Raw genomic sequence first — 23,508 nt, forward strand, 5'->3', positions numbered from 1 at the left:
AAAAAACCGACGATGCGGAGCTGTAAAAAATAATGAAACGCGGTGAACTCAAAATTTTATTTGTCGCCAGCGAAGCCTATCCGCTGGTGAAAACCGGCGGGCTCGGCGATGTGCTTTACAGCCTGCCGCATGCCGTGCACGCGCGCGGCGCCGATGTGCGCCTGCTGTTGCCGGGCTATCGGGCCCTGCTGCGCCAGCTCGAGCAGGTGCGCATCGTCGGCTGGATCGATGTGCGCGGCGCGGAGGGCATCGACAGCGCGCGCATTCTGGAAACGCGTCACCCGGACTACGCGTTCCCGCTGTGGGTGGTGGATTGCCCGCCCTTGTTCGATCGCCCCGGCAATCCCTACGTCAATGCCAATGGCCAGGACTGGCTCGATAACGCCGAGCGCTACACGGTGTTTTCGCGCGTGGCGGCATTGCTCGCGCTCGATTCGCTCGAGCTCGGCTGGAAGCCGGACGTGGTGCATGCGCACGACTGGCAGACCGGACTGGTGGCAGCGTTTTTAGCGGAACATCCGGAGCGCCCCAAAACCGTATTCACCATCCACAACCTGGCTTACAGCGGCTACTTTCCGCACGGTGATTTTGTGCGGCTGCAATTGCCCAGCCACTGGTGGTCGCCCGAAGGCGTCGAGTTTCACGGCGGCCTGTCGATGCTGAAGGCCGGCATCGTGTATGCCGACGCCATCACCACGGTGAGCCCGACCTACGCGGCCGAAATCTGCACCCCGGAATTCGGCTATGGCCTGGATGGCCTGCTGCTGTCGCGCAGCTACAAATTGCACGGCATCCTGAACGGTATCGATACCCGGTTGTGGGACCCGCACACCGACGCGCGCCTGCCCGCGCATTATTCGGCGGCCCGCATCCTGCCCGGCAAACGCCGCAACAAGCAGGCGTTGCTCGGACGCTTTTTGCCCGCTGTCGACGACGCCATGCTGGCCGCCCCGCTGCTGGGGCTGGTGGGGCGTCTGGTCGAGCAGAAGGGGATCGACTGGGTGCTGGCGGCGATCCCTGTCATGCTGGCCGAAACCGATGCGCGTTTCGTCTTGCTGGGCAGCGGTCAGGTGAGCTACGAGCAGAAGCTGACGCGGCTGGCCAAGCAGCACCCGGACCGGGTGTTCGTCGAAATCGGCTACGACGAATCGCTGGCGCACCTGATCGAGGCCGGCGCGGACATGTTCCTGATGCCTTCGCGCTTCGAGCCCTGCGGTCTCAACCAGATGTACAGCCTGCGCTACGGCACCCCGCCCATCGTCTACAAAACCGGCGGTCTGGCCGACACCGTGGTGGATGCCGACGAAGCGGCGCTGGCCGACGCCAGCGCCAACGGTTTCGTGTTCGAGTCGCCGGACACTGCCGGCTTTCTCGACGCCATTCGGCGCGCCCTCGAGCTCTACCGGCAGGCCCCGCGCTGGCGCCGCCTGCAGCAAACCGGCATGCAGCAGTCGTTCGACTGGTCTGACAGCGCCGCCCATTATCTCGACCTGTATTCCATCTGAATTCCGTGACGCCAACTATGGGAACCAACATGCCAGATCAAACGCCTTTACAGGCTTGCCAGCCCACGCTTGAATCCTTGCCGGTGACGGCTGACGCGATCAGGCAGGACATCAAGCAATACCAGTTCTATCACCTGGGCCGCATTCTTAAGGACTGCCCGCCGGTCTACACTTATCGGGCGCTGGCATGGACGCTGCGCGACCGCCTCATGTCCGACTGGATGAACACCTATGCCCGTCGCGACCTGCCGGGCAAGCGCCGTGCGTACTACATGTCGCTGGAATTCCTGATCGGCCGCGCCCTGTCCAACCACGTGCTGAATCTCGATCTGGACAAGACCGCCCGCGCGTCGCTGCAGGATTTTGGCCATTCGATGGAGGAGCTGGTGGAGGAGGAGCCCGATGCCGGTCTCGGCAACGGTGGCCTCGGGCGGCTGGCAGCGTGCTTCATGGACAGTTGCGCCAGCCTCGACCTGCCGGTGATGGGCTACGGCATCCACTACGAATACGGCATGTTCCGCCAGCGCATCGAGAACGGCTACCAGAAGGAAGACGCCGATCACTGGCTGCGCGACGGCAATCCGTGGGAAGTCGAGCGGACGGAGTTCATCCAGCGCGTGCAGTTTGGCGGGCGCACCGAGCACTTCACCGACAAGGAGGGCGTGCGCCATGCGCGCTGGGTCGATACCAGCGACGTGCTGGCGATTCCGTTCGACATGCCGATCTCGGGTTATCGCAATCACGCCGTGAATACGCTGCGTTTGTGGAAATCGACCGCGACCGATGCCTTCAATCTGGACGAATTCAATGCGGGCAGCTACACCGAGGCGGTGCAGGAAAAGAACCATGCCGAGCACATCTCGATGGTGCTGTACCCCAATGACAGCAGCGAGAACGGCAAGGAGCTGCGCCTGCGCCAGCAATACTTCCTCGCCTCGGCCAGCCTCAAGGATGCGCTGCGCCAGTGGCACGCGGCGGGCAACAGCGATCTGTCGAAGTTCGCCGATGACAACGTGTTCCAGATGAACGACACCCACCCGACCATTGCGGTGGCCGAGCTGATGCGTCTGCTGATGGACGACTACCGGCTGGACTGGGACAAGGCCTGGGCGATCACCACCCAGTGCATGGCCTACACCAATCACACGCTACTACCCGAAGCGCTGGAGCGCTGGTCGGTTGCGCTGTTCGAGCGCCTGCTGCCGCGCCTGCTGGAGATCATTTACGAAATCAACGCGCGTTTCCTGCGCACCGTATCGATGAAATGGCCGGGCGATCTCGACCGCCAGCGCCGCATGTCGATCATTGAAGAAGGCGGCGTGCAGCAAGTGCGGATGGCCTGGCTCGCCATCGTCGGCAGCTTCTCGGTCAACGGCGTGGCGGCGCTGCATTCCCAGCTGTTGAGAGACGGCCTGTTCCGCGACTTCGTCGACCTGTGGCCGGACAAGTTCAACAACAAGACCAACGGCGTGACGCCGCGTCGCTGGGTGGCGCATGCCAATCCCGGCATGAGTGCACTGATCACCCGCGAGATCGGCGACGGCTGGGTGGCCGACCTTTCGCAATTGGAAAAACTCAAGCCGCTGGCCGAGCTTTCCAACAAGGCTTTCCATGCCGACTGGCATGCGGCCAAGCGCGCCAACAAGGAACGCCTGGCTGCGTTGGTCAAGGCGGACTGCGGGGTCGAGTTCAACCCCGACGCCCTGTTCGACGTGCAGGTCAAGCGCATCCATGAATACAAGCGGCAGCTGCTCAATGTGCTGCACGTGATTCATCTGTACAGCCGCATCAAGAAAGGCCACATGCAGGGCTGGGCTGATCGCTGCGTGCTGATCGGCGGCAAGGCTGCGCCGGGCTACGCGATGGCCAAGCGCATCATCAAACTGGTCAACAGTGTGGCCGAGGTGGTGAACAACGACCCCGACGTCAATGGCCGTCTCAAAGTGGCCTTCCTGCCCAACTACCGGGTGTCGAGCATGGAAATCATTGCGCCGGCGACCGACTTGTCGGAGCAGATTTCAACGGCCGGCAAGGAGGCCTCGGGCACCGGCAACATGAAATTCATGATGAACGGCGCGCTTACCATCGGCACGTACGACGGCGCCAACATCGAGATCCTCGACGCCGTCGGCGAGGACAACTTTTTTCTGTTCGGCTTGCGTGCGGGCGAAGTCGACGCGCTGCGCGGGCATTACCAGCCGCATACCTATCTCGAGCAGGACCATGAATTGCGCGACGTGATCGACCTGATCGGTTCCGGGCATTTCAATCCGGTCGAGCCGGGCATCTTCGACATGATTCTCGGCGCGATCCTGAGCCCGCACGATCCCTGGATGACGCTGGCGGACTTCCGTAGTTATGTCGATGCCCAGAATCTGGTCTCGCTGGCCTGGCATGACAAGGCCAATTGGACGCGCATGAGCATCCTCAACACCGCCTCGTCCGGCTTCTTCTCCACCGATCGCACCATGGCCGAATACAACCGCGACATCTGGAAACTGCGGCCGGCCTGACGCGCATCAATCAGCCAGCCGGCCCGTGCCCGGAACAAACGCCCCCAGTGTGGCTACACTGGGGGCGTTTTCCATTCGTGCTTACGCCATGTCCTTCTCTGCCCTCGGGCTTGTCCCCGCGCTGACCCGCGCGGTCGCCGAACTCGGTTTTGCCGCGCCCACCGCGATCCAGGCAGCCGCCATTCCTGCCGTGCTGTCCGGACGCGACGTGCTGGCCACTGCGCATACCGGTTCCGGCAAAACCGCGGCCTTTGCGCTGCCGCTGCTGCAGGGCTTGCTCGCCGACAGCGCACACCCGCGGCGGGTGCGTGCGCTGGTGCTGGTGCCTACTCGCGAACTGGCGCTCCAGGTGGGCGACGTATTGCAGCGCCTGACGCATGCGCTGGCGCCGCCGCTCAAGCTGGCGGTGGTGTTCGGCGGCGTGTCGATCAACCCGCAAATGATGGCGCTGCGCGGCGGCGCCGATGGGGTCGTGGCCACGCCGGGTCGCCTGCTCGATCTGCTGCAGCACAACGCCCTGACGCTGGCGGGAGTGAACTGTCTGGTACTGGACGAAGCGGACCGCCTGCTGGATCTGGGGTTTGCCGAGGAGTTGGCGCAGGTGCTGGCGGCTTTGCCCACGCAACGGCAAAACCTGTTTTTCTCGGCGACATTTCCGCCCGCCGTCGTGGCGCTGGCACAGGGCCTGTTGCAGGATCCCCTGCGCGTGGCAGTCGAGGCCGAAGCCTGCGTGGAACCGGCAATCGTGCAGCGGGTGATCGAAGTCGATGCGACGCGTCGGACGCAGCTGCTGCGTCAACTGATTCTGGACAGCCACTGGGAACGGGTGCTGGTATTCGTGGCCACCCAGCATGCCGCCGAACAGGTGGCCGCCAAGCTGAACCGCGACGATCTGTATGCCACTTCGTTTCACGGCGGACTGAGCCAGGGCGCACGCAGGCAGACACTGGATGAATTCAGGGACAGTCGCTGGGATGTGCTGGTCACCACCGATCTGGCCGCGCGCGGCATCGACATCGTGCAGTTGCCGGTCGTGGTGAATTACGATTTGCCGCGTTCAGCCGATGATTACGTGCACCGCATTGGCCGCACCGGGCGCGCAGGGGAGAGCGGGGTGGCGATCAGTTTTGTGAGTGCCGACAGCGAAGCGCATTTCCGCCTGATCGAAAAACGCCAGAAACTGAAATTGTTGCGCGAACGGATTGCCGGTTTCGAGCCGGTTCAGACTGCCACCGCGGTCGTATCCGGCAACGGTGGCATCAAGGGCAAGCGGCCCAGCAAGAAAGACAAGCTGCGGGCGGTCGCCAAGGCGGCGGAATCCGCCTGAAAACCAGAGGCCTCAGGCCGCCTGCACCGGGATCGTGTGGCGCGTGTCGAGGATGCGGTTGGCGGCGTCGACGTACACCAGCTCGGGCTCGAAACGGGCCATTTCGAGTTCGTTGTACACCCCGTAGGTGGCGATGATGATGAGATCGCCCGGGTTGGCCTTGTGTGCGGCGGCGCCGTTGATCGAAATCACGCCCGAATCGCGCTGGGCCCGAATCGCATACGTGGTGAAACGCTCGCCATTGGTGATGTTGTAAATCTGGATCTGCTCGTATTCATGGATGTTGGCCGCATCCAGCAGGGTTTCGTCGATCGCGCACGAGCCTTCGTAATGCAGCTCGGCGTGGGTGACGGTAACCCGATGGAGTTTGGACTTGAGCATCGTGCGTTGCATGACGGTGCCCTCAATAAATAAGGAAAGGCTTCTATTATACCTTTGAGGCCAGCCTAAATTTCAACCCGTTCCGGCAGGGCAAAGTCGAGGTTGTCGATCAAGCGGGTCTGGCCCAGCCAGGCCGCGCCCAGCACCACCAGATGGGTGCTGGCAGGCGTGGGAAGCTGCAGCGTGCCGGCATCGCGCAGCTCGACATAATCGACCCGCCAGCCCGCCATTTTCAGGTGGCGGCAGGCGGCGGCCGACACGCCGGCGAAATCCCGCTCGCCCGACTGCACCGCTGCCCGGATCCCCGCCAGTTCTTGCTGCAGGCGCGTCGCCTGCATGCGTTCGGAGGCGTCGAGGTAAGCGTTGCGCGAACTCATCGCCAGGCCATCCGGATCGCGCAGGGTGTCGCCGGCGACGATCTCGATGGGCAGGTTGAATTGCCGCACCAGTTCACGAATGACCAACAACTGCTGGTAGTCCTTTTTACCGAACACCGCCACGCGCGGCTGCACCAGATTGAACAGCTTCAACACCACCGTTGCGACGCCGTTGAAATGGCCCGGACGGAACGCGCCGTCCAGTTCGCCGGTGAGGCGGCTACACGGTTGCACGCTGAAGCTTTGCGGCACGGGATACATCTCGGCGACGTCCGGCGCGAACACGAGGTCGCAACCCGCTGCTTCGAGCTTTCCGCAGTCAGCTTCCAGCGTGCGTGGATAGCGCTCGAAATCCTCGCCGGCGCCGAACTGCAGGGGGTTGACGAAAATGCTCGCCACCACCGGCTGGCCGTGCTGTTTCGCGAGTTCGACCAGCGACACATGACCGGCGTGCAGATTGCCCATGGTGGGCACGAATGCGGTTTTTGATTGCCCGGCCAGCGCGGCGCGCAGCTCGGCGGCGGTGTGCAGAAGCTGCATCAGAACGTGTGCTCGGCAGCCGGGAAACGGCCGTCTTTGACTGCGGCAACGTAGGCGCGCACGGCGGCTTCGATACTGTCTGCGCCGGCGAGAAAATTCTTCGAAAACTTTGGCGCGCGCGGGTACAGCCCGAGCAGGTCGTACAGCACCAGCACCTGGCCTGAACATTCAATCCCCGCGCCGATGCCTATGGTGGGGATTGAAAGCGCCTCGGTGACGGCTTGCGCCAGCGCGGCGGGCACCATCTCCAGCACGATCAGGCCGGCCCCGGCAGCTTCCAGCGCGCGCGCGTCAGCGATGAGTTGCGCGGCGGCGGCCTCTTCGCGCCCCTGCACCTTGTAGCCGCCCAACTGGTTGACCGACTGCGGCAGCAGGCCCAGATGCGCGCATACCGGGATGCCGCGCCGGGTGAGGAAGGCCACCGTTTCGACCATCACCGCGCCGCCTTCGAGTTTGACCATGTGCGCGCCCGCCGCCATCAGCCGTGCAGCGGCGGCAAACGCGCGCTCGGGCGAAGGCTGGTAGCTGCCGAAGGGCAGGTCGGCGACGATCAGCGCGCGTTCAGTGCCCGCCGCCACGCAGCGCGTGTGGTAGCTCATCTCGGCGAGTTTCACCGGCAAGGTCGAGCTGTGTCCCTGGACCACCATGCCGAGCGAGTCGCCGACCAGCAGCACGTCGACGCCGGCGGTATCGAGCACGCGTGCGAAGCTGGCGTCGTAGCAGGTGAGCACGGCGATTTTTTCGCCGCGCTCGCGCATGGCGTTCAGCGTGGAAAGGGTGGTGGCCTTGCTCATGCTGCCCGGCTGAAAAATTCGCGCGGTCCGCGCATCTTGCTCATGCGTTCGAGCAGCAGTTCGAAGTCCGCCTCGCTCTGCGCGAAATTGAGGTTTTCGCTGTTGACGATGAGCAGCGGGGTGGCGTCGTAGCGATGGAAGAATTCGCTGTAGGTTTCGGCCAGCCGGCGCAGGTAATCGGCCGACATGCCGCGCTCGAACTCCACGCCGCGTTGCTTGACGCGTGCCTGCAGGCTGTCGATCGGTGCCTGCAGATAGATCACCAGATCCGGCGTCGGCGCCTGCGGGGCAAGGTCGGCATAGACCTTCTGGTACAGCTCGAATTCGTCGTCGTCGAGGTTGAGGCGGGCGAACAGCATGTCCTTGTCGATCAGGAAATCCGATACCGTGCCGCCGCGAAACAGGTCAGCCTGCGCCAGGTCGCGCAGCTGGCGCGAGCGTTCGAACAGGAAATGCAGCTGCGCCGGCAGGGCGTAGCGTCGGGGTTCCTGATAGAAGCGCGGCAGGAAGGGATTGTCGGTCGCGTTTTCCAGCAGCGTGTCGGCGTTCAGGCGTTCGGCCAGCTTGTGCACCAGGCTGGTTTTGCCGACGCCGATCGGACCTTCGACCACGATGTATTTGAAGCGGGAGAGGCTCATGCGTTGACGGCAGCGGCAGGCGGAATGAGGGGGCTCACGTGCTGGTCGCCGCAGCGGGCGACCCAGTCGGCGGCGCGTCCGCGACCGGGGATCACGGCATCGGGCGCAATTTCCAGCAGCGGAAACAGCACGAAGCCGCGCTCGCTCATGCGCGGATGCGGCAAAGTCAGGCCGTCTTCGTGGAAATGCGCGGCGCCGTACAGCAGCAGGTCGAGATCGAGCGTGCGCGGCGCGTTGCGGAAGCTGCGCTCGCGGCCGTGGCGGTGTTCGATGTCGAGCAGCGCGGCGAGCAGGGCGCGCGGCGCGAGGGCGGTTTCGATCTGCGCGACGGCATTGACGAAGTCGGGCTGGTCGACATAGCCGACCGGCGCCGACGCATACAGGCTGGAACGGGCAAGCAGGCGGGTGGCGGGCAGGCGATCGAGTTCGGCCAGCGCATATTCCACCTGCGCCGCCGGATCGTTGAGGTTGGCGCCCAGCCCGACGGTGGCGACGACTTTCATTCCGGCGAAGTCTCGCTGGCGGCCTCGCCCGGGCTCTTGCGCTTGCGGCGGCGGCGCGGCTTGGGCGCGTTGTCGGCGATCAGCATGCGTTCGCGTTCGGCGTCGCCGACATCCTGAAAGCGCGTCCACCACTCGCCGAGCTCGGTGGCGACTTCGCCCGATTCGGCGCGCAGCAGCAGGAAGTCGTAGGCGGCGCGAAAGCGCGGGTGTTCCAGCAGGCGATACGGGCGTTGTCCGCCGCGCTGCTCGAAGCGTGGCTGCAGCGCCCAGACCTCTTTCATCATGCCGTCGTAGCGGCGCGGGATGGCGAGCTGGCCGCGTTGCGCGTCAAGCACCTCATCCATCGCAAAAAACAGCGCGGGCTGGGATTTTTCGCTGGCCGCTTCGAGCGCTTTCCAGCGCTGCAGCACCTGCGGCCATAGCAGTGCGCCGAACAGGTAGGCGGGCGAGGCCGGCTTGTCCTGCAGGATGCGCAAGTCGGTGGCTTTCAGCGCCGCGGTGATGAAGCGTTCGCCGGTCGGGTCGTCGAGGATGGTGTCGAGCAGCGGCAACATGCCGTGATGCAGGCCTTCGGCGCGCAGCTGGTGGACGCCGCGCAGGGCGTGGCCGGACAAAAGCAGCTTGAGCGCTTCGTCGAAGATGCGTGCGCGTGGAATGTTGGACAGCAGCGGTGCCAGCGTGGCGACCGGCTTGCGGGTGTCCGGGTCGATGTGGAAGTCGAGCTTGGCGGCAAAGCGCGCGGCGCGCAGCATGCGCACCGGGTCTTCGCGGAAGCGCGTTTCGGGGTCGCCGATCATGCGGATCACGCGCTTTTTGCAGTCGGCGACACCGCCGAAATAATCGTGCACTTCGTCGCGCGCGGGATCGTAGTACAGCGCGTTGATGGTGAAGTCGCGGCGCGCTGCATCGTCCGCCATGTTGCCGAACACGTTGTCGGTCAGCAGGCGGCCGTGCTCGTCGGTCGGCCGTTGTTCGTCGTCGTCTTCGGCTTCCTTCTGGCCGTTGGAACGGAAGGTGGTGACCTCGATGGTTTCGCGGCCGCACATCACATGCACGATCTGGAAGCGGCGGCCAATGATGCGCGAACGGCGGAACAGCTTGCGGATCTGTTCCGGCTTGGCATCGGTCGCCACGTCGAAGTCCTTGGGGGTAAAGCCCAGTAGCAGGTCGCGCACCGCGCCGCCCACCACATAGCCCTTGAATCCCGCCTGCGCCAGGGTTTCGCAGGTCTTGAGCGCGCACTCGTCGAGCTGGTTGCGGCGGATGCCATGTTTGGCCTGCGGCAGGATCTGCGCGCTGGACCCGGCGGCGCGCGGCTTGCGGCCCAAAACTTTGTTGATGAAGCGACGAATCATTGAGTGGCGGAGCGGAAGGTGGAAAAAACCGAAGGCGCGATTATACAGGCTGGCATCAGGCCTGCCGCCGCCACAGCGCTGCGGTGCCTGCACCATACAGTGCCTCTAGTGCGTCCGGTGTGAGCAGCTCGGCGGTGCTACCCAGCCGCCAGCGGCCGTCGCCGTACAGAAACAGCAGGCGGTCGCACTGGCAGGCCGCCCAGTTGGGGTCGTGCAGTGTCAATGCCACGCTGCGTCCGGCGGCGGCCTCGCTGCGCGCCCAGGCCAGCAGCCGCGCCTGGTGCGCCGGGTCGAGATGCGTCAGCGGTTCGTCCAGCAGCGCGATCTGCGGCAACTGCACCGCCAGCTGCGCCAGCCGTGCGCGCTGGCGTTCGCCGCCGGACAGCGTATCGAGCGGGCGTAGGGCCAGTTCGTCCAGTTCCCACGCCGCCAGCGGCGTCACCAGCTGCGCCGGCGCATCGCCAAACGGATGGCGGCCCAGCGCGACAAACTCGGCGACGCTGCCGAAAAATCCGCCCGTGTCGCCTTGCGGCAGCAGCCCGATATGCTGTGCGCGGGCCAGTGGCGGCAGCGCAGCGAGCGGCTGGCCGTCGAGCGTGACCTCGCCTCGAGCAGGCAGGGCTAGGCCCGCCAGCACGGTGAGAAGAGTCGATTTGCCCGCACCGTTGGCGCCGAGGATGCCGAGTACCTCGCCCGGTTCGAGGCTGAGGTCGAGCGCGTCGATGAGCGTGCGTTGGGCGCTTTGCAGGGTGAGCCGGTGGGCGCTCAGGCGGGATGAAGTGGGTGGCATGGATCACAGGTAAGAAGGCGCGCGCCTAGCATAGCAGCCCGCTGCGGTTGATGCGCGCAGGGGCGGGTGGCACACTGCCCCTGCGCCGTCCAGCTGGAAAGCCCGGCGCCGCCCCCGGTCGCGCAGCCCGGTTTTTCTGTCCACGATCGCCTTCGCTGATGCCTTTGCTTCAATACGTATACGTCCTGGTTCTGTGTTTGCTGAGTACGGCGGCGCTGGCGGCTTCGCCTGCCGGCGTCGTGGCGGTGTCGCATCCGGCTGCTGCCGCAGCCGGTGCTCGCATGCTGGCCGAGGGCGGCAACGCCATCGACGCCGCCGCCGCGGTGCAGTTCGCGCTCAACGTAGTCGAGCCGCAATCGTCCGGCATCGGCGGCGGGGGATTCATGATGGTGTATCTGGCGAAAACCGGCGAAACCGTCATCGTCGATTCGCGCGAACGCGCCCCGGCCCAGGCAAGCGCCGACATGTTCGCGCCCGACGGCTTGCCGATACCGTTTGCCCTGGCCTCGACCAGCGGCCTTGCGGTCGGCGTGCCGGGTACGCTGCGGGGGGTTGATCTGGCGCTGCGCCGCTGGGGCACGAAAAAGCTTTCCTCCACGCTGGCACCGGCGATCGAACTGGCCGAGCATGGGTTCCGGGTCAACCGCTTTCTTGCCGAGGATATTCGTCTGGACAGCGGCCGCACGCAGCTGCAGCCTGAAACGGCCGCAATTTTCCGGCCTGGTGGCGTGCCGCTGGCCGAAGGTGACTGGCTGGTGCAAACTGATCTCGCCAAAACGTTCAAGCAGATTGCGGCCAAGGGGCCTGACGCTTTCTATCAAGGCGCGCTGGCGCGAGCCATCGTGCAGGCGCAGCAGCGCGCGCGCAGCGAACTGGGGGCGGCCGGCCGCGGCAGGATGTCGCTCGCCGACCTGGCCCATTACCAGCCAGCGCTGCGCGCGCCCCTGATCGGCCACTATCGTGGCTGGACGCTCGCCGGCATGCCGCCCCCTTCATCCGGCGGTCTCACCGTCATGCAGATGCTGGGCATGCTGGAGCCTTATCCCCTGGGCGATAGCGCGCAGGGCTACGGATTCGGTAGTCCCCAAACCCTGCATCTCATGATCGAGGCGATGCGTCTGGCGTTTGCCGACCGCGCCGTCTGGATAGGCGATGACGACACCGTGCCGGTGCCGCGCCTGGGTTTGCTGCACCGTGAGTACCTCGCCACCCGCGCCGCCCTGATCCAGCCCGGCCAGCGTATGAACACGGCGCTGGCTGGCGACCCTACGCCCTGGGACAAGACCGCGATACCGGAGAAGCCAGCGCGGCTGCCGGCAGAAAGCCCCCATACCACGCACTTTTCGATCATCGATCGCTGGGGCAACGTGGTCAGCTACACCAGCACCATCGAAGCCACTTGGGGATCGGGCATCACCGTGCCGGGCTACGGATTTCTGCTCAACAATGAACTGACGGATTTCAACTTTCTGCCCGTTACAGACAGCGCAGCCGATGGCGCAAACGACGTCGCGCCCGGTAAACGGCCGCGTTCCAGCATGGCACCCATGATGCTGTTCAAGGACGGTCGCTTCGTTGCAGCGTATGGCTCGCCCGGCGGCGCCACCATCATCAACAGCGTGCTCAACGTCACGCTCAACCTGATCGACCACGGCATGACGATGCAGCAGGCCATCGCTGCGCCGCGCCTGTCGGTTACCCATGCGGCGGGCAAGGTGAGTTGCGAAGGTGGGCAGGATTTCATGCGGCCCGGCTTGGGTATCGCCGCTCAGGATACCTTGCGGCAGTTGGGCCACGTGGGCTTGGGCGATGCCGGTACGCAGGGCTGTCTGGGCAGCATCGGGTCGGTGCAGGCCGTGACCATCGAGCCGGCAAGCGGCGCAGCGCATGGGGCGGCTGACCCGCGCCGCGAAGGGACGGTGATCCGGGTCGGGCCTTGAGCAGCTTGCCCGTTCCATTTCGCTCGGGCCGGGGTGCTTAACCATTCAACCAGAAAGGGAGTTGTTGTCGGATTTCCTTACACATTGATTGCGCCAGTTTGATGTCGGGCTGGTTAAATAAAATTGAATCAGTCGCATCTTTATGATTAATTGGGTTAATTTGATTGGGTTTGTCTGGGCTAGCCAACCCGGCATCGATGTTGCTTGATTTTCGGCGAGGATTTTTGTACATAAAAAAAGCAAGCAATTAAGTGCAAATCACTCTTGGCCATCAAGAGCCAGTCGCTTCACCAGCTCCCAGCCTGGCCGAGGCCGCAACAAAACAGAACGTGCCGCGCGTGAACCGAAAGAGCATCCCGTTGAAGGGCTTTTTCGCCGTCAGCGTGTGCGCAGCAGTCTGGTTGTGGCTGGAAATATAAGAGGAGATTGATGATGGCGCCTGTTCTAAATCACACTGTTCTAAATTACAAACGAAGCGCTGTGCCCAAGCTGGCCGCGCTCACCCTGCTGCTAGGTTTGTCGGCAGCAAATAGTGCCCAGGCGGTTACGTTGTTCAGCGAAAACTTCGAGGGATATTCAAGCTTCCCCAACTATGATCCATTTCTGGATCCGGTGAATTCGGGTATCGCCAAAACATCCGAAGGCGCGAATGAAGCATGGTACGGCGCTCGCTTTGAAACGCCGGATAACGGCTCGATCAACGAAGATCTGGCCATCCAGAAATTTGGCGGTGGCAGCAACATGACCCATACCGGTCGGGCGGAAGACGATGCGGGCATGCTGTTCAAGATCGACACCACCGGATTAAACAACGTCAATCTGAGCTTCGACTGGCGCACATTCCTCACGACCACCAGCGACCGTTTCGTCGTGGGTTACCATGTGGGGTCGATCGCGGGTTTCGGGACGTGTACCGGTAATGGCGAGGCGGGCTGCTTTGCAGATCTGAAAACGAGCTTGCCGTGGTACACCAACCAAAATGACTTGAACCCCACGACAACCGGCAACTGGACGCAACTGCTACGCGCCAGCCAGAACAACAGCTGGACTAATCAGTCCTACACGCTTGGTAACGACGCCAACAACCAATCCGAAGTCTGGATTGCCTTCTGGATGGACAACGGCGAGGGCGATTACGCGAAGTTCGATAACGTATCGGTGAGCGCCGTTCCGGAAGCTGACAGCTATGCCATGCTGCTGGCGGGTCTGGGCCTGGTGGGCTACACCGTGAGCCGTCGCAAACGTACTTTATAAGCAGTGCGCGGCTTACGACCCCGCTGCACGCAGTCTGCGTGCAGCGGGGTTTTTTTATGGGAAGGTCTTGTTAGATGGCCTTTTTTGTCGGATTTTTTTACACATTGAAGGGATTAATTTTTCTTCCTTAATGAGTATAGATTTTATGTATGTGTAAGTTAATGATGTGATGTGAATTTTTATGAGGCCATGACTGCTTCGTGTAACCCGGCATTGATATTGCTTGTTTCCTGCCGAGTATTTTTTGTACGAGAAATAAATTGAAACGTACAAACCTGCTCAGGCCATCAAGAGCCACTTGTTTCTCCGGCTGACTAGTCGGTCGAAGCCATAACAGAATCACCCGTATCGCGCGTGAACCGAAAGAGCATCCAGTTGATGGGCTTTTCGGCTATCAATTCGTGCGCGGTGGATTTGGTTTTGCTTAGAGCATAAGAGACAAGAGGAGCAGGTCATGTTGGTCAAAAAGTTAATCGCGAGTGTCCCCAGCCAACTGCTGGCGCTGACAGTGGCGATCGCGGGTGCCAGTGGTAGCGCGCACGCCGGATACGCCGTTTCCGCCAATACCATCTCGAATTTCGACGTTGATTTCGTCAATTTGAGTGGCACGTTCAGCGGGTTCACCTTTACCACTGACGTCGCGGCGCATGGACTGTCGGACGAAGCGAATTACGGTGCAACAGATGCGGCGGGCGCCTGTGTCGGTGCGGCTTGCAGTAGCTACAACAATTCATTTATGTCGCATGGCACGTCAGGCGACTATGCCTATGGCGATGCACAGATCGGCAATTCCAATGTTGTGGGTGGGTTGGGGTCGGCATCGAGCATTGGCGAAGTCTCCTCTGTTACTGCAGAAGGCTACGCCGCAGGCGCCAATACCATGAACGCTTCGTTCAGCCTGCTGGCGGGTGGCAGCGTGTCATTTTCATTCAATGCCGCACCTTATCTCAGCATCGCCGCCGGAAGCGGCCCGGCAGCAACGGCTTTCGGCACGATGAATATCACCATTCGCAAAAATGGCAGTGAGGTTTTCAGTTGGACGCCAAACGGCGCAGTTGGAACCGGCATTAATAACGGTACCGAATCGTTCGATGCCTTCAACCTGAATACCGGCGTTGATCAGGGTTTGACCTACAACCCTGGAACTGGCCTGTTCCAGGCGACGACCAATGTGCTGGGAGCTGGGAACTACAGCATCACCATCAACATGACCAACCAGGCTTCTGCCGTGCCGGAAACCGACACTTATGCCATGATGCTGGCGGGTTTGGGACTGGTGGGCTACACCGCGAGCCGCCGCAAGCGCACGATTAGTTAAACGTTCAAGTTTTATTGTCCCTCCGCTCGCCGACAGGTGAGCGGAGGGATTTTTTTATGGGCGCCTGCTGGCTACGCGGGGCTTCAAGCGTCAGATTGCTTCAAGGCCTGCGCAACAGCCACAGCATCAGCGGCACCCCCAGCAGCGCTGTCAGCACGCCCACCGGCAACTCGCGTGGGGCGATCAGCGTGCGCGCCAGTGCATCGGCCAGCACCAGCAGGCTGCCGCCGGCGAGTGCAGCGGCCGGCAGCAGCAGGCGGTGGCGGGTAAGACCGATGCGGCGCAGGGCATGCGGCACCATCAGTCCGACGAAGCCGATGCTGCCGGCCTGGGCGACTACCAGCGAGGTGCATAGACCGGCCAGTGCGAACAGCGTCCAGCGGGTAGGGGCGACGGCGACGCCGAGCGAGGCCGCCTTGAGTGGGGCAAGTTGTAGCACGTCGAGGCGCTGCGCCAGTCTCAGTGCGGCGGCGACGGCAAGCAGCAGCGCCGCCCACAGCAGCGCGGGCTGGTCCGTCCACGCCAGGTCGCCCATCAGGAAGAACAGCATGCCGGGCAGGCGCTCGGCGGGGGTGACGGAAAGCACCAGTGCGATCAGCGCGCCGAAGCCGGCGGCGAGCATGACGCCGGCCAGCAGCAGCGGCGTGTGGTCGCGCGCCAGCAGGCGGCCGCCGAGTAGGGCGGCCAGCGCCAGCGCCAGCAGGCTGCCGGCGAAGGCCAGCACCGAGATCCACGGCCACGCCAGCCCTGCGGCCATGCCGAGCAGCGCCAGCAGGCCGGCGCCGCCGGAGACGCCGAGCAGATAGGGTTCTGCCAGGGGATTGCGGAACAGCGTCTGCATCAGCGCGCCCGCCAGCGCCAGCAGGCCGCCGCAGGCGAAGGCGGCGGCGACGCGCGGGCCGCGCAGTTCGGTGAGGATCTGCTGCGCCAGTTCGCGATCGTCCGGCAATGCGCCGGCGGCCAGCCCGAGCGCCAGCGAAGCGGGCGCGGCCAGTGCAAGCAGCAGCAGTTTGGTGGCGGGCGACAGGGTGGTTTACGGCTTGGCCGGAGTGGCGGGTGCTGGTTGCGCTGGAGCGGCGGGCAGCACGGACACCCGTGTCATCACGATGGGCTCGACCGGCACATCGCCATGCATGCCGCGGTTGCCGCGCGGCACTTCGACGATGGCGTCGACCACGTTCATGCCGTCGACCACCTGGCCGAACACGGCGTAGCCCCAGCCTTCGAAGCTTTTGCCGCGATGGTTGAGGAAGGCGTTGTCGGCGACGTTGATGAAGAACTGCGAGGAAGCCGAGTGCGGTTCGCCGGTACGCGCCATCGCCAGCGTGCCGCGCAGATTTTTCAGGCCGTTGTCGGCTTCGTTCTGGATCGGCGCACCCTTGGGCTTTTCGACCATGTCCGGGGTCATGCCGCCGGTCTGGATCATGAAGCCGGGGATGACGCGGTGAAACGCGAGGCCGTTGTAGTAGCCGCTGTTGACGTAGCCGAGGAAATTCGCCGCCGATTTGGGTGCGTTGCCGGGGAAGACTTCGACCGTGATATTGCCCTTGGTCGTTTCGATCAGTACGCGCGGGTTGGCAGGTTGGCCAGTGGCCGGCGCGGTCGAGACGGTTTGCTTGCCCGGCTCGCTGGCGCCGCAACCGGCTACGCCGAGCATCAGGGTGAGCAGGAAAAGGGCGGCTTTGGCGGATAGGGTGGCACGCGACATGGTGAACTCCGGAATTGAAATGGCGGGGGGTAAGAAAGCTGGCGGCATTTTACGCTGCGCACCCGACGGCTTGTCAGCCTGGGCACAAGAGCAGGCGATCGAGTTCCGCCTGCACGGCATCCAGCGGCTGCCAGCCGTCGGTGATGCGGTCGAGCTGTTCGCCGCGTTGCAGGATCAGGGTGGGAAAGCCGCGCACACCGGCTTTGCGCGATTGCGCGAAGTGCGCCTGGGTGCGGGCACGGGCCGCTTCGCTGTCGAACGCTTGCTGAAACGCGGCCGCATCCATGCCGAGTCCGGCGGCCAGTTCGGCCAGCACGGCAGGCTGGGTGACGTCGCGACCCTCGGCGTAAAACGCGGTCTGGATCGCCTGGAACATCGCGAAGATTTTCGACGGATCGAGCCCGCCCGCGGTCACCACGGCGCGGCTGGCGGGTTCGGTGTCGTAGATGAAGCCGTCGGGCAGCGCGCCGTCGAACTGGAAGGGCTGGCCGCTGCGTGCGTGGACCTGCTGCCAGTGATGCAGGATGTCGTCGCGCGCCGCGGCGGTCATCGGTGTGGTGGTGCCGGGGCGCAGCCCACCCAGTACCAGTGCGATTTTCAGACGCTCGTGATAGCGGTTACGCACGGCTTCGATCACCGGCGAAAAGCCCCAGCACCAGGAACACATCGGGTCGGCGAAATACCAGAGGAGCGGGACGTTCATGCAGGAGTCACCGGAGGCTGTGGCTGAAAATCCGCAGCATACGCGATGCGTGCGTCAGGACGGCGGTGTGGCCTCGTCCTCGGGAGCCGCACGCGGCGGATGCGGCGTGTCGTCGTCCATGATGACGCTGTGCGCCGGGCCTTCGAGATCGTCGAACTGGCCGCTCTTGGTGGCCCACAGCATGATCCAGGCGATGACGCCGACAATGGCGAGGCTGAGCGGAATGAGCAGGATGAGGATGTCCATGAACGGGTCAGCGGTGAGCCGTGAGCGGCGAGGGGTGGGTGGATGCGGCGGCTGATGGGTTCGGCTTGTAGTCCGACAGGCGCAACGCGTTCAGCACCACCAGCAGTGAACTGACCGACATGCCGATGCCGGCCAGCCACGGCGTGACATAGCCGAATGCGGCGGCGGGGATGGCGATGAGGTTGTAGCCGAGCGCCCAGCCGAGGTTCTGGCGGATGATGGTCTGGGTTTTGCGCGCCAGCGCCACGCCTTCGGACAGCGTGGCCAGCCGGCTGCCGAGCATCACCATGTCGGCGGCGGCCTGCGCCACGTCGGCGCCTTCGCCCATGGCGATCGATACCTGCGCACCGGCCAGCACCGGGGCATCGTTGATGCCGTCGCCCACCATGGCGACGATGCGCCCCTGGCTTTGCAGGGTTTTCACATATGCAAGCTTGTCTTCCGGCAACGCGCCGGCGTGCCAGTCGGCGATGCCGAGCTGCTGCGCGGTCGCCTGCACCGCGCCTTCGGCGTCGCCCGACAGCAGGTGCAGGCGCAGGCCTTGCGCTGTCAACGCAGCCAGCGCGGCGGGCGCATCGGCACGCGGCGTGTCGGCCAGCGCAAACCAGGCGATCAGTCCGTCGCCGGCAGCCAGCGCGATCCAGCTCGCGCCTTCTGCCGCTTCGGGCAGCGTGTGGGAAGGCGCGGCAAAGCGGGGCGAGCCGAGGCGGTAGACTTGATCGCCGATCATGCCTTCGACGCCGCGCCCCGGGGTGTTGCGAATCTGGCTTGCGCTACGCGTCGCCGTCGCCGCTTCACGCAGCGCGCGCGCGATGGGATGTTCCGAGCCGGCTTCGAGTGCGGCGGCAATGTCGCTCACTTCGTCTTCGGTGTGTCCGTTCAGCGTGATCACCCGCCGCACCGACAGACGCCCCTGCGTTAGCGTGCCGGTCTTGTCGAACACCAGATCGGTGGCGCGCGCCAGGGTTTCCAGGGCGTGGCCGCGCGTGGTCAGCAAGCCCAGTTTGGTCAGCCGCCCGGTGGCGGTGGTCAGCGCCGCGGGGGTCGCCAGGCCCAATGCGCAGGGGCAGGTGACGACCAGGATCGACACCACGATCCACAGCACTTTCGACGGGTCGATGACGTACCACACGAGACCGACCAGCACGGTGATCACCAGCAGCAGGCCGACGAACCAGGCAGCGGCGCGATCGGCCAGTTGGCCGATGCGTGGCTTCTCGCTCTGCGCGCGGTCGAGCAGCCGCACGATCGAGGCCAGCCGCGTGTCGGCGCCGAGCTTGTCGACTTTCACCACCAGCGGGCTGGCCTGATTGAGGCTGCCGCCGACCACTTTTGAATGGATGGTTTTTGTCACCGGCAGCGATTCGCCGGTCAGCATGGCTTCGCTGACTGCGCTGTCGCCCTCCACCACCACGCCGTCGGCGGGCAGGGTTTCGCCGGGACGCACCAAAATATGGTCGCCCACTGCCAGCCGCGCGACCGGCACCTGCTCCTCGTCGCGTAATGGCCAGTTGGGCAGCCGGGTGGTGGCGGCCGGAATCAGCTTCACCAGTTCTTCCACCGCCGCACCAGCGCGGCGGCGTGCGTTCATTTCGAGAAAACGCCCGGTCAGCAGCAGAAAGATGAACATGGTGACCGAGTCGTAATACACCTCGCCGTGACCAAAAAACGTGGCGTACACGCTGGCGACGAAGGCGGTGCCGACACCGAGCGCCACCGGCACGTCCATGCCCAAGGTGCGGCGCTTGAGATCGCGCCAGGCGCCGATGAAGAACGGCCAGGCCGAATACAGCACCACCGGGATGGTGAGTACCAGACTCGCCCAGCGCATCAGCAGGCGGATGTCGTCGGTCATGTCGGTGGCGGTGTAGCTCGGCAAGGCGTACATCATCACCTGCATCATGCCGAGGCCGGCGATGGCGAGACGCTTGATTGCGATGTTGCGTTCGCGCTTGTAGATATCGTCGGAGCGGCCGGGGTCGAACGGGTGCGCGATGTAGCCGATGTCGGACACCGCTTTCAGGATCGCCGACAGCTGGATCCGGCTGTTGTCCCAGCGCACCCGCGCGCGGCGGGTGGCGTAGTTGATTTCCACCGACAGCACGCCCGGCAGCGCGGCGATGTGGCGCTCGTTGAGCCAGATGCACGCGGCGCAGACGATGTTTTCCAGAATCAGTGCCGCCTCGCGGATATTTTCGGCTTCGACGCGAACGAAGCTTTCCTGGATTTCCGGCAGGTCGTACAGGCCGAGTTGTGCGAGTTCGGCTTCGGCCGCCTGCGGCGTGGCGGGCAGCGCGGTGCGGTGGGTGTAATAGGCGCCTTGGCCACTGTCGATGATGGTTTGCGCCACCGCCTGGCAGCCGCGACAGCAGGCTTCTTTCGTTTCGCCTTCGAACTGGATGGGGTAGCGGGCGCCTTCAGGCACCGGCAGGCCGCAGTGAAAACAGTCCGAAAAAAAAGGGGCGTCCGTGAGCCGAGGAGAGCTGCTCACGAAACGCCCCGCAAGAAAGTGCTGTAACGCAACGCGTCCGGGAGAGAGGTCGGACCCATCGCAAGCACCGGGAAAAACCGGACGGCAAAACCGGAATCGGCAAGCTGGAGCGCACGCGGATCGTTTGATGTCCGGGCCGCGGAGGATGGGCATGCTGCTGTAAGCAACGCCGATCCGGCTTGTGTCGAGTTCGTGTGTTGAGCCATTCTTCCTTACCGCCCTGTTCCCCGGTGTGCGATACAGCATCCGGTCAATCGGCCATTATAAAAGCGGGAGCGGCCAGAACCTGCACCGCTTGTTTGATGCGCCGACAAGACAATAACGGTATTGAAGATGTGCATATCATAATATAATCCTATTCGGGAATGCAAGCCCGTACGCATCCGCTACCATGGGGGCATGAGCGAATGTCACGCGGACTTCAGCGTCTTCCCGCCGGTCGAGAGCGCCCTGACCGAGCCGAACGGCTTGCTGGCGCAGGGCGGCGATCTGTCGGTGGAATGGCTGCTGGACGCCTATTGCCACGGCATCTTTCCCTGGTTCAATCCCGGCGAGCCGATTCTGTGGTGGAGCCCCGATCCGCGCATGGTGTTGCTGCCGGCCGATATCCGCGTCACCCGCTCGCTGGCCAAGCGCATGCGCAACGGCGGCTTCGAACTGCGCGTCGACAGCGCATTCGCCGACGTGATGCGCGCCTGCGGCGCACCACGCCCGGTTAAACCGGGTGAGGGCGCGGCCGGCACCTGGATTTCGGAAGCGATGGTGGCGGCATACGGCCGACTGTTCGACGCCGGCTATGCACATTCGGTGGAAATCTGGCACGACGGCCAGCTGGTGGGCGGCCTGTATGGCGTGGCCATCGGCCGCATGTTTTACGGCGAGTCGATGTTCAGCCGCGTGCCGGATGCATCAAAGATTGCGCTGGTGCGGCTGGCGCAGCAGTTGCAGCAGTGGGAGTTCGGCATGATCGATTGCCAGATGGAGACGCCGCATTTGTCCAGCATGGGCGCGCGCACCCTGCCGCGCGCGGCGTTCGTGGCGCGGCTGGCGGAATTGGTAAAATTGCCGCATCGACCCGGCCCCTGGACTTTCGATGTACCCGACTGAACCGCCGTTCCAGCGCATCCAGTTCTACCTGACTGCGCCTTACGATTGCAGCTACCTGCCGGGTCAGCGTTCGCGTTCGCAGGTCGCTACCCCCACCCACCTGATCGATCCCGATGCCTACAGCGCGCTGATTCGCGCCGGTTTTCGCCGCAGCGGCCAGTTCACGTATCGCCCGCATTGCGAGGCCTGCCGCGCTTGCGTGCCGGCGCGGGTGAGGGTGGCCGAATTCGTCCCCAACCGCAGCCAGCGCCGCTGCGAAAAGCGCAACCGCCATCTCGCCGCGCGCTTCCTGCCGCTCGATTACCGCGAAGAACATTTCGAGCTGTACCGGCGTTACCAGGCCGCGCGCCATGTTGGCGGCGGCATGGATCGCGATGACGCCGACCAGTACCGGCAGTTTTTGTTGTCTTCGAATGTCGACAGCGTGCTGGTGGAATTCCGCGATGGCGACACGCTGGTGATGCTGGCGGTGATCGACCAGATCGACGATGGCCTGTCGGCGGTCTACACCTTTTTCGATCCCGCGCGCGAAGCCGGCAGTCTGGGCGTGTACGGCGTATTGTGGCAGATCGAACTGGCGAAACGGCTGGAACTGCCTTACCTGTATCTCGGTTACTGGATCGAGGCCAGCCGCAAGATGGCGTACAAGAAACAGTACCCGCCGCTGGAAGGCCTGCTCGACGGGCACTGGCAGCTGATCACGCAGGCATGAGCCGATTGCCGCGCGGGTTTCCGGCAGCGGGCGAACGCTGCTTAGTGCCGGATGCCCGGCGCGTTCATTTTTTGTCCCTGGTTGATGACGGCCAGCGCAATTTCCAGGTCGCCATATTCGGGCGCGTCCGGCGGCAGTTCGTTGGCGCGGATGGCGACGTTGCACCACTGGAAGCGTTTGCGGATATCCCAGATTTCGCCGCGGCTGGTGCGCCAGGTCGGGAAGTGGGCGAACTGGCCCTGGGTTTCGGTCAGGTACTGGCCGCGGATCCACTTGTTGGCGCCGAGGCTGTGGCAGTCCATGCAGGCGAAATTGAGCTGGCCGATTTTGCGTGTCATCAAGGCGTTGCCGCGTTGGATCGCCGCGACCGAGTCTTTCGATTGTGTGTCCACCTTGATCGGCGTGCCGTTGGCGAGATAGCGCAGAAAAATGGACAGATCGATGTTGTCCGCGCTTTGCATCAGCAGAGCGTCGCCGGTGGTGCTGCGCGCATGGCGCGCGATGAACTCCTCTACCCCGATGACTTTGTTCAGGCGCGCTTCGTAGCGCGGCATGCCGGCGGCCCAGTTCTTGAAATTCTTTTTTGGCGTGAAATGGCAGTGGCCACAGGATTTTCCACTGGTGCCGGCGCGCGAAAAAACCAGTGCGCCGCGTTCCACGGCGGCCATGCCATCGTTGGTAAAGGGATCTAGGTTGTCGCGTGTCTCGACCGGGATCGGGCGGCTGGCAGGATTCTCCAGCGCATCCTTGAAGGTGCTGGGTTCCTTGAGCGTTTTCAGGAAGGCCACGATGTCCTGGATTTCCTGCACGCTGAAGAGTTGGTGGGCGCCCCACGGCGGCATCATGGATTGTGGATTGACGCTGCGCGGGTCGTACACATAGTTGAACAGCCACTGGTCAGACCGCCCCCAGAGGCCGATGGTGGACAGATCGGGCCCGACGCTGCCGGGCAGCGCGGGCGTGGTCTTGCCCATGACGTGACACGCCACGCAACTGCCGCCGCGGTTGCGGTCGAAAGACAGCTTTTCGCCGTTTGTGGGGTCGCCGGCAAGCGGGCCGGTCAGTGTGGGCGGCGGCGCGTAGGCGGGCGATGCGGTTTGCGTCAGCGTGTTGTAGTCTTTCCAGTCTGCGCGCGTCCAGTTGCTGTAACGCAGCCAGGGCATGGCGGCGGCGGATTGTGTCAGATCCATCGGGACCGGCGCGGCGGCTCCGGCAGGCGGGAGCGCCGCCAGCACGCCCGCACCCAACAAGGCGAACCATGACATGCGTGCGAACCGGACAGTTGAAAACTTCATTTTCAGGACTC

The 23,508-nt window shown here is 63.9% G+C and carries 21 protein-coding genes; 8 read left to right on the plus strand and 13 right to left on the minus strand.

All coding sequences use genetic code 11. The features are described from left to right. Positions 1–32 precede the first annotated feature (32 nt). The 3 genes from glgA (at position 33) to IV098_RS07985 (ending at position 5,345) form a co-directional block, all read left to right on the plus strand. Positions 33–1,505 carry a glycogen synthase GlgA gene (glgA, locus tag IV098_RS07975; RefSeq protein ID WP_296887854.1) on the plus strand — a complete coding sequence of 491 codons (1,473 nt, stop codon included), beginning with the start codon at positions 33–35 and terminating at the stop codon, positions 1,503–1,505. 29 nt (positions 1,506–1,534) lie between these two features. After that, positions 1,535–4,018, plus strand: coding sequence for a glycogen/starch/alpha-glucan phosphorylase (locus tag IV098_RS07980; RefSeq protein WP_296887856.1), 2,484 nt, complete (start codon positions 1,535–1,537; stop codon positions 4,016–4,018). 88 nt (positions 4,019–4,106) lie between these two features. Then, a complete protein-coding gene (locus tag IV098_RS07985) occupies positions 4,107–5,345 on the plus strand; it encodes a DEAD/DEAH box helicase (protein WP_296887858.1) in 1,239 nt (412 codons plus the stop codon). A 12-nt stretch (positions 5,346–5,357) separates the two neighbouring features. Here IV098_RS07985 and panD read toward each other — a convergent pair whose 3' ends face one another. The 7 genes from panD to IV098_RS08020 are packed head-to-tail and all read right to left on the minus strand — an operon-like array spanning position 5,358 to position 10,723. After that, the gene (panD, locus tag IV098_RS07990) at positions 5,358–5,738 is read right to left on the minus strand and encodes an aspartate 1-decarboxylase (RefSeq protein ID WP_296887860.1); all 381 of its coding nucleotides are present in this window, start codon (positions 5,736–5,738) and stop codon (positions 5,358–5,360) included. A gap of 53 nt (positions 5,739–5,791) precedes the next feature. Next, positions 5,792–6,643, minus strand: coding sequence for a pantoate--beta-alanine ligase (gene panC, locus IV098_RS07995; RefSeq protein ID WP_296887863.1), 852 nt, complete (start codon positions 6,641–6,643; stop codon positions 5,792–5,794). Beyond that, positions 6,643–7,437, minus strand: a complete 795-nt coding sequence (gene panB / locus IV098_RS08000; protein ID WP_296887865.1) for a 3-methyl-2-oxobutanoate hydroxymethyltransferase — start codon at positions 7,435–7,437, stop codon at positions 6,643–6,645. Before panB ends, panC begins: the two co-directional genes overlap by 1 nt. After that, a complete protein-coding gene (locus IV098_RS08005) occupies positions 7,434–8,075 on the minus strand; it encodes a deoxynucleoside kinase (protein ID WP_296887867.1) in 642 nt (213 codons plus the stop codon). The genes panB and IV098_RS08005 overlap by 4 nt, the downstream gene beginning before the upstream one ends. Then, positions 8,072–8,578 carry a 2-amino-4-hydroxy-6-hydroxymethyldihydropteridine diphosphokinase gene (gene folK, locus IV098_RS08010; protein ID WP_296887869.1) on the minus strand — a complete coding sequence of 169 codons (507 nt, stop codon included), beginning with the start codon at positions 8,576–8,578 and terminating at the stop codon, positions 8,072–8,074. The genes IV098_RS08005 and folK overlap by 4 nt, the downstream gene beginning before the upstream one ends. Next, positions 8,575–9,933 carry a polynucleotide adenylyltransferase PcnB gene (gene pcnB, locus IV098_RS08015; protein WP_296887872.1) on the minus strand — a complete coding sequence of 453 codons (1,359 nt, stop codon included), beginning with the start codon at positions 9,931–9,933 and terminating at the stop codon, positions 8,575–8,577. Before pcnB ends, folK begins: the two co-directional genes overlap by 4 nt. Positions 9,934–9,988: 55 nt before the next feature. Continuing rightward, complete coding sequence (locus IV098_RS08020; RefSeq protein WP_296887874.1) at positions 9,989–10,723, minus strand: ABC transporter ATP-binding protein; 735 nt, start codon at positions 10,721–10,723, stop codon at positions 9,989–9,991. 158 nt (positions 10,724–10,881) lie between these two features. Between IV098_RS08020 and ggt the strand changes: the two genes are divergently transcribed. The 3 genes from ggt (at position 10,882) to IV098_RS08035 (ending at position 15,235) form a co-directional block, all read left to right on the plus strand. After that, entirely contained in the window at positions 10,882–12,663 is a 1,782-nt protein-coding gene (gene ggt, locus IV098_RS08025; protein ID WP_296887877.1) for a gamma-glutamyltransferase, read from the plus strand. Between the two features lie 480 nt (positions 12,664–13,143). Continuing rightward, the gene (locus IV098_RS08030) at positions 13,144–13,917 is read left to right on the plus strand and encodes a PEP-CTERM sorting domain-containing protein (protein WP_296887879.1); all 774 of its coding nucleotides are present in this window, start codon (positions 13,144–13,146) and stop codon (positions 13,915–13,917) included. Positions 13,918–14,371: 454 nt separating this feature from the next. Beyond that, positions 14,372–15,235, plus strand: a complete 864-nt coding sequence (locus tag IV098_RS08035; protein ID WP_296887881.1) for an EDSAP-1 family PEP-CTERM protein — start codon at positions 14,372–14,374, stop codon at positions 15,233–15,235. Positions 15,236–15,335: 100 nt separating this feature from the next. Here the strand turns inward: IV098_RS08035 and IV098_RS08040 are convergent, their stop codons facing one another. The 5 genes from IV098_RS08040 to IV098_RS08060 all read right to left on the minus strand — a co-directional run bounded on the left by IV098_RS08040 (position 15,336) and on the right by IV098_RS08060 (position 20,383). Further along, positions 15,336–16,184 (minus strand): iron ABC transporter permease, encoded by an 849-nt coding sequence (locus IV098_RS08040; RefSeq protein WP_296887883.1) that lies wholly within the window; start codon positions 16,182–16,184, stop codon positions 15,336–15,338. An 84-nt stretch (positions 16,185–16,268) separates the two neighbouring features. Further along, positions 16,269–16,943: a peptidylprolyl isomerase gene (locus IV098_RS08045; protein ID WP_296887885.1), complete on the minus strand. Its 675-nt coding sequence runs from the start codon at positions 16,941–16,943 to the stop codon at positions 16,269–16,271. A gap of 73 nt (positions 16,944–17,016) precedes the next feature. Next, positions 17,017–17,646 carry a DsbA family protein gene (locus IV098_RS08050; protein ID WP_296887887.1) on the minus strand — a complete coding sequence of 210 codons (630 nt, stop codon included), beginning with the start codon at positions 17,644–17,646 and terminating at the stop codon, positions 17,017–17,019. 54 nt (positions 17,647–17,700) lie between these two features. Beyond that, positions 17,701–17,892 carry a cbb3-type cytochrome oxidase assembly protein CcoS gene (gene ccoS, locus IV098_RS08055; protein WP_296887889.1) on the minus strand — a complete coding sequence of 64 codons (192 nt, stop codon included), beginning with the start codon at positions 17,890–17,892 and terminating at the stop codon, positions 17,701–17,703. 7 nt (positions 17,893–17,899) lie between these two features. Further along, entirely contained in the window at positions 17,900–20,383 is a 2,484-nt protein-coding gene (locus IV098_RS08060; RefSeq protein WP_296887891.1) for a heavy metal translocating P-type ATPase, read from the minus strand. Positions 20,384–20,782: 399 nt separating this feature from the next. Between IV098_RS08060 and aat the strand changes: the two genes are divergently transcribed. Both aat and IV098_RS08070 read left to right on the plus strand, forming a co-directional pair. Beyond that, a complete protein-coding gene (gene aat, locus IV098_RS08065) occupies positions 20,783–21,490 on the plus strand; it encodes a leucyl/phenylalanyl-tRNA--protein transferase (protein WP_296887893.1) in 708 nt (235 codons plus the stop codon). Further along, on the plus strand, positions 21,477–22,202 hold the full coding sequence (locus IV098_RS08070) for an arginyltransferase (protein ID WP_296887895.1): 726 nt from the start codon (positions 21,477–21,479) through the stop codon (positions 22,200–22,202). Before aat ends, IV098_RS08070 begins: the two co-directional genes overlap by 14 nt. A gap of 41 nt (positions 22,203–22,243) precedes the next feature. Here the strand turns inward: IV098_RS08070 and soxA are convergent, their stop codons facing one another. Further along, positions 22,244–23,497: a sulfur oxidation c-type cytochrome SoxA gene (gene soxA, locus IV098_RS08075; protein WP_296887898.1), complete on the minus strand. Its 1,254-nt coding sequence runs from the start codon at positions 23,495–23,497 to the stop codon at positions 22,244–22,246. Positions 23,498–23,508 lie beyond the last annotated feature (11 nt).

The organism is Thiobacillus sp. (assembly GCF_018780105.1).
In the GTDB taxonomy this organism is placed as follows: domain Bacteria; phylum Pseudomonadota; class Gammaproteobacteria; order Burkholderiales; family Thiobacillaceae; genus Thiobacillus.